Annotated in this window: 9 protein-coding genes; 7 read left to right on the top strand and 2 right to left on the bottom strand. The window is 63.1% G+C overall.

Annotated features, from left to right (window positions below; all coding sequences use genetic code 11):
- Positions 1–25: 25 nt before the first annotated feature.
- Positions 26–1,327 carry a hemolysin family protein gene (locus ACIQ17_RS11810; protein ID WP_398468692.1) on the bottom strand — a complete coding sequence of 434 codons (1,302 nt, stop codon included), beginning with the start codon at positions 1,325–1,327 and terminating at the stop codon, positions 26–28.
- A gap of 225 nt (positions 1,328–1,552) precedes the next feature.
- Between ACIQ17_RS11810 and ACIQ17_RS11805 the strand changes: the two genes are divergently transcribed.
- From ACIQ17_RS11805 to ACIQ17_RS11775, 7 genes are all read left to right on the top strand, one after another.
- Positions 1,553–3,001, top strand: coding sequence for a DUF4403 family protein (locus ACIQ17_RS11805; RefSeq protein WP_398468690.1), 1,449 nt, complete (start codon positions 1,553–1,555; stop codon positions 2,999–3,001).
- 12 nt (positions 3,002–3,013) lie between these two features.
- A complete protein-coding gene (locus tag ACIQ17_RS11800; protein ID WP_398468688.1) occupies positions 3,014–4,168 on the top strand; it encodes an alpha/beta fold hydrolase in 1,155 nt (384 codons plus the stop codon).
- Positions 4,169–4,352: 184 nt separating this feature from the next.
- Entirely contained in the window at positions 4,353–5,522 is a 1,170-nt protein-coding gene (locus ACIQ17_RS11795; protein WP_398468686.1) for an efflux RND transporter periplasmic adaptor subunit, read from the top strand.
- Complete coding sequence (locus ACIQ17_RS11790; RefSeq protein WP_398468684.1) at positions 5,519–8,686, top strand: efflux RND transporter permease subunit; 3,168 nt, start codon at positions 5,519–5,521, stop codon at positions 8,684–8,686. Before ACIQ17_RS11795 ends, ACIQ17_RS11790 begins: the two co-directional genes overlap by 4 nt.
- 149 nt (positions 8,687–8,835) lie before the next feature.
- Positions 8,836–10,098, top strand: coding sequence for an adenylate/guanylate cyclase domain-containing protein (locus ACIQ17_RS11785; protein ID WP_398468682.1), 1,263 nt, complete (start codon positions 8,836–8,838; stop codon positions 10,096–10,098).
- A gap of 319 nt (positions 10,099–10,417) precedes the next feature.
- Positions 10,418–12,583 carry a TonB-dependent siderophore receptor gene (locus ACIQ17_RS11780; RefSeq protein WP_398468680.1) on the top strand — a complete coding sequence of 722 codons (2,166 nt, stop codon included), beginning with the start codon at positions 10,418–10,420 and terminating at the stop codon, positions 12,581–12,583.
- Between the two features lie 7 nt (positions 12,584–12,590).
- Positions 12,591–13,754, top strand: a complete 1,164-nt coding sequence (locus tag ACIQ17_RS11775; RefSeq protein WP_398468678.1) for a PepSY-associated TM helix domain-containing protein — start codon at positions 12,591–12,593, stop codon at positions 13,752–13,754.
- A gap of 217 nt (positions 13,755–13,971) precedes the next feature.
- Here ACIQ17_RS11775 and ACIQ17_RS11770 read toward each other — a convergent pair whose 3' ends face one another.
- Positions 13,972–15,162: a multidrug effflux MFS transporter gene (locus tag ACIQ17_RS11770; RefSeq protein WP_398468676.1), complete on the bottom strand. Its 1,191-nt coding sequence runs from the start codon at positions 15,160–15,162 to the stop codon at positions 13,972–13,974.

Raw genomic sequence — 15,162 nt, 5'->3', positions numbered from 1 at the left:
CTCAACCCATCCTACGCGTCGGAGGCTAGCCCGTCTCTTCCTCCACCATCCGCGTCGCCAGCACCTTGTCGAGGCGGCGGCCGTCGAGATCCACCACCTCGAATGTCCAGCCATGCGAGATGATGGTGTCGCCCACATCCGGGATGCGACCGAACTCATAGAGCAGGAAGCCGGCAGCGGTTTGATACGGCCGCGAGCCCTGTGGCGGCTCGATGGATAGCAGCGACATGAATTCCAGCGCCGGCATCCAGCCCGAAATGAGATAGGAGCCGTCCTCGCGCTTGTGGAAGGCGAGTTCGGCCGGGCCTTCCTCGGTATGGAAGGCGCCGACAATGGCTTCGAGAATATCCGCCGACGTGACGACGCCCTGGAAGGTGCCGTATTCGTCATGGACGAGGCCCATATGCACCGCGGACTCGCGCAGGATCCGCACCACGTCGCGTGCATCCAGCGTGTCGGGGATCACAGGCGCTTCACGCACCAGCGCACGGATATCCGGCGTGCCGCCGGCGAGAAACGCGCCGAGCAGGTCCTTTGCCTGCACGATGCCGATGGCGGAATCCATGTTGCCGTCGAACACCGCGAAGCGCGAATGCGACGAACCGGTGATCTCCGCGTGGATGGTCTCGACGGGGTCGGCGAGATCGATCATCGCCACCTCATGGCGCGGCGTCATCACGGCGCCGACCGGCAGGTCGCCGAGCCGCATCACGCCGGCAATCATTTCCTTCTCGCCGGGCTCGAGCACGCCCGCGGTTTCCGCTTCCGTCACCAGCGTATGGATCTCGGCCTCGCTGACCTTGTCTTCCGAGGCGCCGCGCTGGCCAAGCAGGAACAGGATCGCCTTGCCGGAGCGATCGAGCAGCCACACCAGCGGCAGCGAGATCTTTGCGAGCAAAACCATCGCCGGCGCCACGCGCACGGCCACGGCCTCGGGATCGCGCAAGGCGATCTGCTTCGGCACGAGTTCGCCGATGATCAGCGATGCATAGGTGATGACCGAGACGACGATGCCGACGCCGAGTGTATCGGCGAGTCCCTTGGAGACGCCCAGGTCGAGCAATTCTGCGGTGAGGCGCTGGCCCAGTGTCGCGCCGGAAAACGCGCCCGAGAGCACGCCGATCAGCGTGATGCCGATCTGCACGGTGGACAGGAACTTGCCGGGATCGGATGCGAGCGCCAGTGCGCGGCGGGCACCTGTGACGCCTTTTTCGACGAGGCCGGCGAGCCGGGCTGGGCGGGAGGACACGATCGCCAGCTCGGACATTGCGAGCAGGCCATTGAGGACGATCAGGATCGCGACGATCCCGAGTTCGAGCGATAACACTATGGTTCCTTCTGGTGGTGGAATAGACAATGTAGTCGATCCCGCACCATCTCGCCATGGGCAGCTACGAAACGCGACACAACAGCTCAGTCGCTTGAAAAGCCACGGACAAGCGTCGTGCACTACGACGCATTCCAGTTTGCTTGATGCCTCACCCACAGGTGGTAAGGTGGCATGGTGCCATTGTCGGCGCGGCGCCGTGTCAGGCGCATCATCGAGGTTCACATGACGAAGACGTCAATGTCCGTTGTTCCACCTCGACGATTCGAACCCTGGATGCGGTCGGTCCGCTGGCCAGCCATTGCTCTTGCTGTCGCATTGCCGACAGTTGCCTTGTCGGCGGACAAGCCGCTGCTCGGCGCGGATCAATCCGCCCCTGTCGTCATCACATCAAAAATTTCCGCGATCGTTCAGTTCGGCATTCCCGCCATCAATGATGCGCTGGCGCGTCGCGTGCCGAAAGTGCTGGCGTCGTTCGACGATCGCACCACGAGTTGCTGGCATCGCCAGATCATGGGCCGCATGGTCAATGTCGATTGTACTTATTCCGGCGAGATCGAGCGCACCGGGCCGGTTTCCCTCCGCGCGGAGAATGGACGCCTCGTGGCCTCGACACCGCTGTTCGGCAGTGTGGAAGCGCAGGGCACCAGGGGATTTGCGCGTCTGCTGAAAGGCGAGGCGGAAGGGGCGATGACGGTCTATGCGACGGCGCGTCCGCAGCTGCGGCCGGACTGGTCGGTGACGCTGGACATGAGCGAGGGCTTTCGCTGGCAGGAGCCACCGGAGCTGCAGATTCTCGGCTTCCGCATAAACATGTCGAAATATGTGGAGCCGAAAATCAAGGCGCAGCTGTCGCGGATCCAGAGCGATGTCACCGCAAATGTCCGTGCGCTGAACATCAAGGCGAAGGCGACGCTGGCCTGGCAGAAGGCCTTTGCCAATGTGCAGATCGTCGAGACGCCGGCGATCTGGGTGCAGACGACGCCGCAGGGCATCGCCTTTTCTGGCGTGCGCGCCGAAGGCAATGTGCTCGAAGGCTCTGCCGAACTGACGACCACGGCGCAAACCATCCTCGGCACGCAGCCGCCGGCGCCTGTGCCGACGCCCTTGCCGGCACTCGGCACGGAAGTCAGCGAGCCCGGCCGCTTCGAAGTGCTGGTGCCGGTCAGCATCGCCTATGCCGCCATCAAGCAGCAGGTGCAGACGGCGCTCGCCGTGTCCGCAGCGCAGGGTGGTCCGAGCTTTGCCGACTTCGATATCTATCCATCCAATGGCAAACTGGTGGTCGGCCTGCGATTGTCCTCCGCATCAGGGCCGGGCGCGTGGGTCTATCTCACCGCGACACCACAAGCGGGCGACGATGGCTCCGTGCAGTTTCCTGATCTCGCTCTGCAGGCGGATGCGGCCACCATCGCCGCGTCCGATGTCGCCACGCTGCTCAGCAACAATGATTTCCTGCAACAGCTCAAGCAGAAGATGGCGCTCGACTACAAGGCCGAGCGTGATCGGTTGATGGCCTCGGCCAATGCAAAACTGAGCCGGCCGCTGAGCGACGGCTTTCGCAGCGACGTGCAGCTCGCGTCGGTGGGCGTGTCGAAAATCGCGCTGACGACGGAGGCCCTGCAGGTGCAGTTGCGCGCTGCCGGGCGTCTGAAGCTGCTTTATGGGATGTGAGCGATGATGGGCATGGCCTTGCTGCGAACCGTTGTGCTCGCACTGCTGATGATCGGCGCTGCGCCTGCGATTGCCCAGACGCCGTTCTACCAGGCCACGCCGCAGGAGATCGCCGGCCAGCCGGGCACGTTGATCCGCTCCGAGCCGATGCAGTTCGCGCCGGCCGGTGCGCAGGCCTGGCGCATTCTCTATCGCTCACGCGGCATGAACAACGAGCCGATCGCCGTGTCCGGCGTTGCCGTCATTCCGCCGGGGGCGCCTCCCGTCAATGGCCGGCCCATCGTCGCCTGGGCGCATCCGACCACCGGCGTGGTGCCGCATTGCGCGCCGTCGCTGGCGCTGTTCGTGTTTCAGCAGATGCAGGGGCTGCGTCCGCTGATCGAGCGTGGTGTCGTCGTAGTTGCCACCGACTATCCCGGGCTCGGCACGGCTGGCCCGCATCCCTATCTCGTCGGCGCCAGCGAGGCGCAGGCGGTCCTCGACTCCGTCCGCGTTGTGCGCGGTCTGCCCAATGCCGGCGCTGGCAACAGCTTTGCCGTCTGGGGCCACTCGCAGGGCGGCCATGCTGCGCTCTATACCGGGCTGCTTGCCAAAACCTATGCGCCCGAACTCAATCTCGTCGGTGTCGCCGCGGCGGCTCCGGCGACGGATCTGGTCACCCTGATGGCCGATGACTTCAAGACCTCCGGCGGCAAGAACCTCACCGCCATGACGCTGTGGTCATGGGCGCGCGTATTCAAGGCGCCGCTCGACAAGGTCGTGGTGCCTGCGGCGATGTCCACGGTCGATCAGCTCGCGAATGAATGCATCGAGAACATCTTCGACATCATCGAGCGGCAGAGCCAGGAGAAAGTGCTGGAGCAGACCTTCCTGTCCGTCCCGAGCATTGCGACCGTCGAGCCCTACAAGTCGCTGGCCGCCCGCAATTCACCGGGCGCTTTGCCCAAGGCGATCCCGCTTTTCCTCGCCCAGGGCACGACCGACAATCTCGTGCAGCCGGCCGTGACCCAGGCCTATTTCCAGCGCCAGTGCAGGGCGGGCAGCCGGGTCACCATGCATCTGATGCCGGGCGTCAATCACGGCTTTGCCGCGCGCGACGCTGCCAATGCCGCGGTGATCTGGATGGGTGAGCGTTTTGCAGGCAATCCCGCGCCCAGCGACTGCTGACCACTATACGTCGGTATAGTTGGCATCAAACTTTTGTGCAGCCAGGATGCCTTGCGCGATGGGGCGCTGCTGCACATTTGGTCACCCCAGGCGAAGTTGCGTGCGTCGGTTGTAAAAACTTCGACGCGTCGCAATTTTCATGTACGATTGATTTCGGTCAGTCGACTTGTTGGGGGCATTTGTCTTGAATTGCTTCAGATCGATCTTTCCTGCTGCGTCCGTCATACTTGCCGTGTTGCTTGCTGGCTGTGAGAAGAAGCCGGAGGCCTCAGCACCGCCAGCGCCGCCCGTGACGGTGGCCAATCCGCTCAAGAAGCAGACCACCGACTGGGATGAATTCACCGGCCGCTTCGATGCCGTCGATCAGGTGCAGATCCGCGCCCGCGTCACCGGCTTTGTCACCAAGGTGACATTCGTGGATGGCGCCGTGGTGAAAGCGGGCGACGTGCTCTACGAGATCGATCCGCGCCAGTATGAAGCCACGGCAGAGCAGGCGCAGGGCCAGCTCGACGATGCCAAGGCGAAGGTCGATCTCGCCCAGAAAGAACTCGAACGCGCCACCACGCTGATCAAGACGCAGGCGATCTCCGAAAACATCGTCGATCAGCGCAGCCAGGCGCTGGCGGCCGCGCAGGCCGCCGTGCTGGTGGCGGAAGGCGCATTGAAGCTCGCAAAGCTCAATCTCGAATATACGAAAGTCGTCGCGCCCATTGATGGCCGCGTCAGTCGGCATCTGATCAGCGTCGGCAATCTCGTCAATGGCAGCGACTCAGGCGCAACGCTGCTGACGTCCATCGTCTCGATGGCGCCGATCTATCTGTATTTCGACATGGACGAGTCCATCTATCAGCGCAACAGCCGGCTGTGGTTCGAGGGCAGGCGGCCGAGCTCGCGCGATACGCCCAATCCCGTGCAGATCACGTTGAATGGCGACAGCAGGCCGAGCAAGGAAGGCAGGATGGACTTCCTCGACAACCGGCTCGATATCGGCACCGGCACGCTGCGCGGCCGTGCCATCGTGGACAATCGCGATCTGTCAATCCTGCCGGGCCAGTTCGCGCGCCTGCGTGTCATTGCCAGCGGCGAATATGAGGCGCTGCTGATCCCTGATACTGCGGTCGCCACTGATCAATCCCGCAAGATCGTGATGGTCGTGAAGTCTGACGATACGGTGGAGGCACGGCCAGTCACGCTCGGCCCGCTCGACGATGGTCTGCGTGTCATCCGAGAGGGCCTCACCTCCGATGATCGCATCATCATCGACGGCCTGCAGCGCGCCCGTGTCGGGGCGAAGGTTGCGCCGAAAATGGGTGAGGTGAAGCCCGTCGCTCCTGCTGGTGGCGCCAAGCCATGAATCTGGGCAGCCTTTCCGTCAATCGTCCGATCCTGGCGATGGTGATGTCCATCGTGCTGATCATCGTCGGCGCGCTCGCTTATACGACGCTGCCGGTCTCCGAATATCCGGAAGTGGCGCCGCCCACGGTGGTGATCACCACGCAATATCCCGGCGCTTCCGCACAGACCGTGTCGGAGACGGTGGCGACGCCGATCGAGCAGGAGATCAACGGCGTCGAGGACATGCTGTATCTCTACAGCCAGGCGACCTCGAACGGCCAGCTCAACATCACCGTCACCTTCAAGCTCGGCACCGATCTCGACAAGGCGCAGGTGCTGGTGCAGAACCGCGTCGCCATCGCGCAGCCGCGGCTGCCCGAGGAAGTGCAGCGCAACGGCGTCGTCACCCGGAAGAACTCGCCCGACCTGATGATGGTCGTGTTCATGCTGTCGCCCGACGATACCTATGACCAGCTCTATATTTCCAACTATGCGCTGCGCAACGTGCGCGACCAGCTGCTACGTCTGGACGGCGTCGGCGACATCCAGATCTTTGGCGCCCGCGATTATTCGATGCGGCTGTGGCTCGATCCGGACAAGATCGCCAATCTCGGCATGACCGCAGGCGACGTGATCGCCGCCATCCGGGCGCAGAATATCCAGATCGCCGGTGGCCAGATCGCCGAGCCGCCGATCTCCGATCGCGCCTTCTCGCCGAACCTGACCTTCACGGGCCGTCTCAAGGACCAGTCGGAATTCGGCAATATCGTCATCAAGGCCGGCAGCGATGGCCGCACCGTGCGCCTGCGCGATGTGGCGCGGATCGAGCTTGGCGCGCTGGCGTATACGACCAACAGCTTCCTGCTGAAGAAGCCGGCGGTGGCGCTGGCCGTATCGCAACGTCCGGGATCGAACGCGCTGGCGACGGCGGATGCGATCGCCAAGACCATGGCGAAGCTGAAGACTGAATTCCCGAAAGGCCTCGAATACAATATCGGCTACAACCCGACCGAATTCATCGCGCAATCGGTCAATGAGCTGATCAAGACGATCTACGAAGCGATGGTGCTGGTCGTGATTGTGGTGCTCGTCTTCCTGCAGGGCTGGCGTCCGGCGATCATTCCGATCATCGCCATTCCGGTGTCGCTGGTCGGCACCTTTGCTGTCATGGCGGCGCTCGGATTCTCCATCAACAATCTGACGCTGTTCGGCCTCGTGCTCGCCGTCGGCATCGTGGTCGACGACGCCATCGTGGTGGTCGAGAATGTCGAGCGGCATCTGGCGGAAGGGAAGACACGGCGCGAGGCGGCGCTGCTCACCATGACCGAGGTCGGCGGCGCGCTGATCTCGATCGCGCTGGTGCTGTGTGCCGTGTTCGTGCCTACGGCCTTCATCGGCGGCATCTCCGGGCAGTTCTTCCAGCAATTCGCGGTCACCATTGCGGTGGCGACGGCGATCTCCTGCTTCTGTTCGCTGACCTTGTCGCCGGCGCTCGCCTCGATGATCCTCGAACAGCATCACGAGAAGAAGCCGCCGCCGAGCTGGAACGTGGTCGCGCGCGGCTGGAATGCGTTTACCGGCATGTTCAATCGCGGCTTCGACCGGCTGTCGCATGCCTATGGCACCGCCGCCGGCTTCGTCATTCATCATCTGGCGCTGATGCTCGTCGTCTATGCGGCCCTGATCGGCACGGCAGGTTGGCTAATCTATGCCACGCCGCAAGGCTTCATCCCGGCACAGGATCGCGGCTATGTCATCGTCGTCGTGCAATTGCCCGGCGCGGCATCGCTGACGCGTACGACCGAAGTCGTGCGCGAGATCGAGCGCATTGCGCTGGAAGTCCCCGGCGTCGTGCGCGTGCCGTCCTTTGCCGGCTTCAATGGCGCCACGCGCACGCAGGCATCCAATGCGGCGGCACTTTTCCCGGTCTTTGCCGATGCGGAGGAAAGGGCCAAGGATGGTCACACGGCGACGCAGATCACGGCCGAATTGCGCAAGCGGCTTGCCGCCATCGAAGGGGCGCTGGTGATCGTGGTGCCGCCGCCGGCGGTGTCCGGCATCGGCACCGGCGGCGGTTTCGCCATGCGCATTCTCGACAATCAGGGCAGGGGCCCCGATCTGCTCGAAAAGGCGACCGACGAACTCGTCAACGCCGCACGCCGCGCGCCCGGCCTGACATCGGTGTTTTCACCCTTCACGGCGAACACGCCACAGGTCTTCGTCGGTATCGATCGCCAGAAGGCGCAGATGCTCAACGTGCCGATCGCCAACGTCAATGATGCGATCCAGACCTATTTCGGATCGGCCTATGTCAACGACTTCAACATTCTCGGCCGCACCTATCACGTCACCGCGCAGGCGGACCTGCAATTCCGCAAGGAGCGCGCCGATCTGGCACGCCTGCAGACCCGCAATACCGATGGCAACATGGTGCTGCTCGGCAGCGTCGTGACTTTCGATGACCGCGCCGGGCCGGATCGCGTGCCGCGCTACAACCTCTATCCGGCGGCCGAATTGCAGGGCGACACGCTGCCCGGTGTCAGCTCGACCACGGCGCTGAACACCATGAAGAAGCTCGCGGACGACACGCTGCCGAGCGGCTTCTCCTTCGAGTGGACGGACCTGTCCTATCAGCAGGTGACGGGCGGCAATGCGGGCCTCTATGTCTTCCCGATCTGCGTGCTGTTCGTCTATCTCGTGCTGGCTGCGCAATATGGCAGCTGGTCGCTGCCGTTTGCGGTGATCCTGATCGTGCCCATGTGCCTGTTCGCCGCCACCATCGGCGTCCGCATCATGGGGCAGGACATCAACATCCTGACCCAGATCGGATTTGTGGTGCTGGTGGGCCTTGCGGCTAAGAATGCGATCCTGATCGTCGAATTCGCGCGCGACATCGAGCAGGAAGGGCGCGATCAGCTCGAAGCCGTCATCGAGGCGTGCCGGCTGCGTATCCGTCCGATCCTGATGACGTCCTTCGCCTTCATCCTCGGCGTGCTGCCGCTGGTGATTTCCTCGGGTTCAGGCTCGGAAATGCGTCAGGCGGTTGGCGTTGCGGTGTTTTTCGGCATGATCGGTGTCACGATCTTCGGCCTGATCTTCACGCCGATCTTCTACATCCTGATCCGGCGCCTGTTCCCGGGATCGGTGGTGGTCCCGCAAAAGGATCTGGGGGCGCATGCGTGATTGCCAGTAATACCAGGATATCCGGCCTTGTGCCGGGTGTCCCTCCCTTGGCAAACTGCCAGGCGTGACGCAGACGGCCGGACTTTGCCTCGAAGACGTTCCGGTCCCGCAGGCGGGTCCAGCCCGCCGTGACGGAAGAAAGTTGAGTGATGGACACCGCCCCCCGCATCGAACTGATGAACTGGCTTACCGGCCAGGGCCTCACCGGCTCGCCTGAAAGCGAGCTGATCCGCGGCTTTTGCGAGCGCTGTCTCGCCATGGGGATCGAGCTGTCGCGCGGGCAGGTGTTTCTCGACACGTTGCATCCGCTGTTCGAAGGGCGCGGCTTTCGCTGGAGCGACAGGCCGAGCAATGAAAGCGAGATGTTCGAATATGGCTCGACCGCGACCGGTGCGGCCGCCGAAAACTGGCGCCGTTCGGTGTTCTATCACATGCTTGAAGAGGGCCATGACGAGATGCGTCTCGACCTGTTCGATCCCGCCGTGAGCGAACGGTTCAACATGATCCAGAACCTGCGCGACAATGGGCACCGGCACGGCGCCGTGTTCGTGCACAGGTTCGGCGAGCAGGGCTCCATGGGCAATATGGACTGCGTCTATTCGCACTGGACGACCCGCCGCGAAGCCGGTTTCGGCGAAGATCAGATGGCGGCGCTGCGCGAGCTCGTCCCCTTGCTCGGCCTGGCGCTGAAAGCCGTGGCGCAGATGGAGATCGCCCGCACGCTCGGACGCGTCTATCTCGGGCGCGACGCGGCGGAGCAGGTGCTGCGTGGTCGCATCACGCGCGGTGTCACCGAACGCATCAAGGCGGTGCTGTGGTTCTCCGACTTGCGCAATTCAACGGGGATCGGCGAGGTGATCGGGCCCGATGAGATCATCCCGTTCCTCAACGACTATGCGGAAGCATCCATCGACGCGATCCACGAATCCGGCGGCGATGTGCTGAAGCTGATCGGCGACGGCATTCTCGCGATGTTCACCGCCGACGATATGCTGCAGGCCAAGCGCAATGCGCTGCGCGCCGAGCACCAGTTCCGCAAGAATATCGCGGCGCTGAACGACAAGCGTCAGGCTGCGGGGCGTCCGGTCACCACGGCCTATGTCGGTCTGCATGTCGGCGAGGTGTTCTACGGCAATATCGGTAGCGACGAGCGACTGGATTTCACCGTGGTTGGCCCATCGGTCAACGAGGTGAGCCGCATCGCGTCGATGTGCTCGTCAGTGGACCGTGCGCTGCTGACGTCCTCCGCCTTCCAGAACGGACTGGATGGCACCGGGCGCAAGTATCTGGTGTCTACCGGGCGCTACGCCCTGCGCGGCATCGGCCGCGCGCAGGATCTCTATACGCTCGATCCCGAGATCGACAGCGACGAGATCGTGCGCGGTGGCTATGAGCGCTATCTCGCGCGCTGAGGCGTTTGCCATGTGACGGTGCTCCAGGTCGTGTGTCGGGTTTCGTACGCACACCAAATCGCTTTGGAGATGTTCTAACCCGTGCAATGGCGACTGAGCCGCATTTCCCTTGCTGTGTGTCGGAGTATTTGGTTACCCGCTCGGCAGTACAGCACGGGGGATGCCGAACATGCATAGTGGCGCAGTCTGCAGGAATGATCGTTGGCTTCATGACGGATTTACACGGCCTGCGATCTGGCTGCTGACGACCGCGCTCGCAACGCCCGTCTTGTTCTCGATCCACTCTTCGGCATCTGCCCAACCGTCACCTGCACCAACGGTGTTGCCTGCCGTCACCGTCGATCAGCCCGCCGCTGCGCGAAGGGCCGTGCGCCCGCAGCGCAACGCCAGGCGATCTGCGTCCAGCCGTTCGCAAGCCCGGCCGCAAGCGGTGCAGGCGGCGCCGGCTCCGACAGCCGCTGCTGTCGTGCGCGGCACCGATCCGGTGCGTGGCTTCGTACCGACGGTCAGTTCGGCCGGCACCAAGACCGATACGCCGCTGATCGAAACACCGCAGTCTATCTCGGTGATCGGCCGCGATAATCTTGACACCCGCGGCAGCGAAACGGTGGTCGAGGCGCTGCAATACACGGCCGGCGTCGCAACTCATTTCGGCGGCAAGGATCCGCGCTATGACAGCATCAAGATCCGCGGCTTCGAAACCTATGGCAATGGCCAGTTCCGCGATGGCTTGCGTGAAATGTCGAGCGGGACGTTCTCCGTTTTTCGCACGGAGCCCTACGGCGTCGAGCGCATCGATGTGGTCAAAGGTTCGAGTTCTTTGCTCTACGGCCAGAGCGGGCCGGGCGGCCTGGTCGATGTGATCAGCAAGCGTCCGCCAACAAAGGCGTTTGGCGAGGTGTCGGGGCTGGTCGGCAATTTCGATCGCTTCCAGGGCGCCTTCGATGTCGGCGGGCCCATCACCAAGGACTCCACGTTGCTCTATCGCCTGACTGGCGTGTTGCGTGATTCCGATGCCCAGATCGCGCATTTCTCCGACAAGGTGAAGGACGACCGTGCCTATATCGCGCCGGCCATCACCTGGCAGCCGACTGCGAATACCACGCTGACCATTCTGTCCGACTACCAGCGCGATCTCACCGGCAATGCGTTTCCGCTCTCGATCGCCACGCTTTCGGGGGGCCGGATCGCGAAAGTCTCGGTGCTGCCTTTCATGCTCGGCGATCCGTCGTTCAACAAGTTGGAGCAGGAGCAGTATCGCGTCGGATATCAGTTCGAGCATCGCTTTAGCGACGACCTCATCGTGCGCTCCCGTGCGCGCTTCGGTCATATCGATATGGAATACAAGTACCTGACCTTTGCGGGCAATCCATTGACGCCAGCAACCAGTTTCCCGCGCGTGGCGCGGCAGGCGCTCGAGAAAGCCGACAGCTTCACCACCGACAACCATGTGATCGCCAAGGCATGGACTGGGCCGTTCCATCACACTGTATTGTTCGGCACCGACTATCAGATGCTCAATCTCGACAACCGGGTATTCACCGGAGCCGCACCTCCGATCAGCAGCATCAATCCCATCTATGGTCAGATGATTCCGAATCCGACCGGCAACTTCCAGAGCCAGACCCAGGACATCACGCAGGTCGGCGTCTATCTTCAGGACCAGATCAGGCTGCAGAACTGGATTCTCACGCTCGGAGGGCGTTTCGACTCTGTCGAGCTCAATACGTTCAACCGCCTGACGTCGCGGCCGCAAGATACATCTGACGAGGCCGCCACCAAGCGTTTCGGCCTCACTTATGTCTTCGACAATGGCATCGCGCCTTATGTGAGCTATTCCGAATCCTTCATGCCGACACCAGGCGTCGATTTCAACGCCAACCCGTTCCGGCCGACATCGTCCAAACAGTATGAAGGCGGTGTCAAGTTCCAGCCCAATAGCGACGTGCTGGTCACCGCGGCCTATTTCGATCTGACGCAGAAGAATGTTCTGGGCCCGGATCCGGCGCCCGGCCGGGTCGGTTTCAACGTCCAGACCGGCGAGATCAATTCGCAAGGTTTCGAATTCGAGGCCTTCGTGAAATTCCTGCCTGGCCTGAACGTGCTTGCCGCCTATACGGTGAACGACGTGGTGATCACGGCCAGCACCGCTGGCGACGTCGGCAAGGTGCCGTTGCTGACGCCGCGCACCATGGCCTCCGCTTATATCGACTACACATTCCAGAGCGGCGCGCTTGCCGGCTTTGGAATTGGCGGCGGCGTGCGCTACAACGGGCCGACATTCGGCGATGCGTTGAACACGATCGTCAATGCGGATTACGCGGTGTTCGACGCCGGTTTGCATTACCGTCAGGAGAAGGGCATGAACTATGCGCTCAATCTCAAGAACATTGGCAACAACGGTGCATATGCCTGCACCACGTCCGGCGGATGTCAGTATATCAGCCCGCGCATCGTGACGGCGACGGCAAGCTATCGTTGGTAGGCGAGGGATGGCGAGCGCGCGTTCACTCCGGATCTGGGCGTTCGTCCATACCTGGACCTCGATCATCAGCATGGTTTTCATGCTAATGCTCTGCGTCACGGGACTGCCGCTGATCTTCCATCACGAGATCGACGAGCTGTTCGAGGAGCATGTCGTCGCGCCGAAGCTGTCGGAAGACATCAAGCCGAAATCGACGGACGAGGTCATCGCGGCGGCCAGGCGGCTGCGACCGGCGGATCACGTGCTGCTGGTCAACTGGCGTGAGGACAGTCCGGCGGTCGTGGTCGTGGCGATGTCGGAGACGCCGATCCCGGTGCCTGGAATGCTCCACCGGATTCAGATCGATGCCCGCACCTTATCGGTGCTGGGTGAAGAACCCGCGCATTTTGGCGTGATGGATGTCATCCTGAAAATCCACAAGGACATGTATCTGGGACTGCCGGGCGAATTGTTTCTCGGCTTCATGGGCCTGCTGCTGGTGGCCGCGATCATATCCGGCATCGTGGTCTACGCGCCGTTCATGCGCCGGCTCGATTTCGGCACCATCAGACGCCGGCAGTCACCGCGGGTGACGTGGCTGGATCTGCACAATCTGACCGGCGCCGCGACCATCGTCTGGCTGCTGGTGGTCGGTTTCACCGGCAGCATGAACACCCTGGCCATTCCCCTCTATGATCTCTGGCGCGGACAGCTCTTGCCCGTCCTGCTTCAGCCCTATCGCGGCATGCCGGTGGCAACGCCCTCGGCGATCGATGAAGCCATTGCACGGGTCCGCGGGAAACTGCCGGACACGACCGTCACATCCGTCACCATGCCGACATCCGCGCGGTTTGGTAGCCCGCAGCATCTGGTGGTGTGGACGAAGGGCACCTCGCCGCTGACGGCGCGCCTTCTCACGCCTGTGCTTGTCGCCATGGATGGCAGTCTGAATGTCATAGTACCCGAGATGCCGTGGTACTTGCGCGCGTTGCAGACCTCGCGGCCGTTGCATTTCGGCGACTATGGCGGACTGCCGCTCAAGATTCTGTGGGCGCTGCTCGACGTGATCGCGATCATCGTCCTGGTCAGCGGAATCTATCTCTGGTTCGCCAAACGAAAGTTCGGGGGCGGTCTGTCGCGTGAGGCCTCTCGACATCGCGATGAGAGCGCTGCGGAGGCCCGGGCGGGATGAAAGCGCATCCAAAACCGTTGAAGTCCACGCGCGAAATATTCCGGATGCCGCTTCTGATCGGAATCGTCAGCACGATCGGGCTTGTGTCGGCATTGCTCGGCGATGGCATCTGGGACGCACTTTCATGGGCAGCGCTCGGTTTTCCCGTCGCAGCGGCTTTATACTGTCCGACCCGGCGCTCCTGAAACAACTGCCGTACAGGTGTAGCTCCTAAGCACTATCTCGCAGGTTGGCCTGCGGTGGCGCGTGCCGCATAGAGCACGATGGCCATGAGGCCGAAGACTGTCAGAACCAGGCCGAGCGCCTCCAGCGCGTCCGGGGTAATCGTGGCGGCGAGCGAGACCCCGATCGCAGCGCCGGTCATCTGCCAGAAGCCGAGCAACGCGGAAGCCGCGCCGGCATGGGTCCCGAACGGCGACAGTGCCTGCGCGGTGCCGAGCGGATTGACCACGCCCATGCCGAGCAGGAAGATGCATGTCGCTGTGATGAAGGTCACCACATTGGCGTGCAGATAGGCCGTCGCGAGAATGGCAGCGCCACCAATGAACGCGATCAGCAGTCCATACCGGATCGCACGCTCCAGCCCGAAGCGCGGCGCCAGACGCGCGGCCAGCATGCCCGAGCCGAACACCACCATGACCGTGCCGGCGAAGAACAAGCCGAGCGCGATCGGCGTGAAGCCATAACCCTCGATCAGGATCCGTGGTGCGGCGGCGAACATCGAGAACAGTCCGCCCATGATCAGGCTGACGGTCGCCGCCGGGATCAGGAAATGCCGGTTGGTCGAGAGCTTGCCATAGGTGGTGCCGATGGCGATCGGGTTGAGTGGAATGCGTGTCGCATGGTGGGTCTCGCCGAGCACGACGGTGAAGGCGACAGCCGAGACCAGCGCGAAGGCACCGACAAAGACGAATTCCGAACGCCAGCCGAAGAAATGATCCAGCGCACCGCCGAGCAGGGGCGAGAAGCCGGGTGCGGCTGCCTGGGCGATCATCACCATGGTCAGGACGCGGGCCAGTGCCGCGCCGCTGAACAGGTCGCGCGCAATGGCGCGCGACAGCACCGAGGTGGAACATGCACCCGCGGCCTGAATGGCGCGGCCGACCAGCAGCGAGGGCAGGTCGGTCGACAGCCCGCACCAGATGCTGCCGGCGATGAAGATCGCAAAGCCGGCCAGCACGGGCAGGCGACGGCCATAGCGATCCGAGATCGGCCCGACCACCAGCTGCCCGACCGCGAAGACCATCAGGAAAATGGTGATCGAGGCGGTCACCGCCGGCGTCGTCACCTGCAGCGCTGTGGCCATCTGCGGCAGCGACGGCAACAGGATGTTCGTCGCCAGTGTGCCGACCGAGGCCAGCGCCGCCAGAACGGCGATCTGGCTGGCCGTGGAGCCCGCCTCTTGCAT

It is taken from the genome of Tardiphaga sp. (assembly GCF_044340795.1).
Lineage (GTDB): Bacteria > Pseudomonadota > Alphaproteobacteria > Rhizobiales > Xanthobacteraceae > Tardiphaga.
The sequence above is the reverse complement of the archived record's forward strand: the minus strand, read 5'-3'. Positions and strand labels throughout refer to the sequence as shown.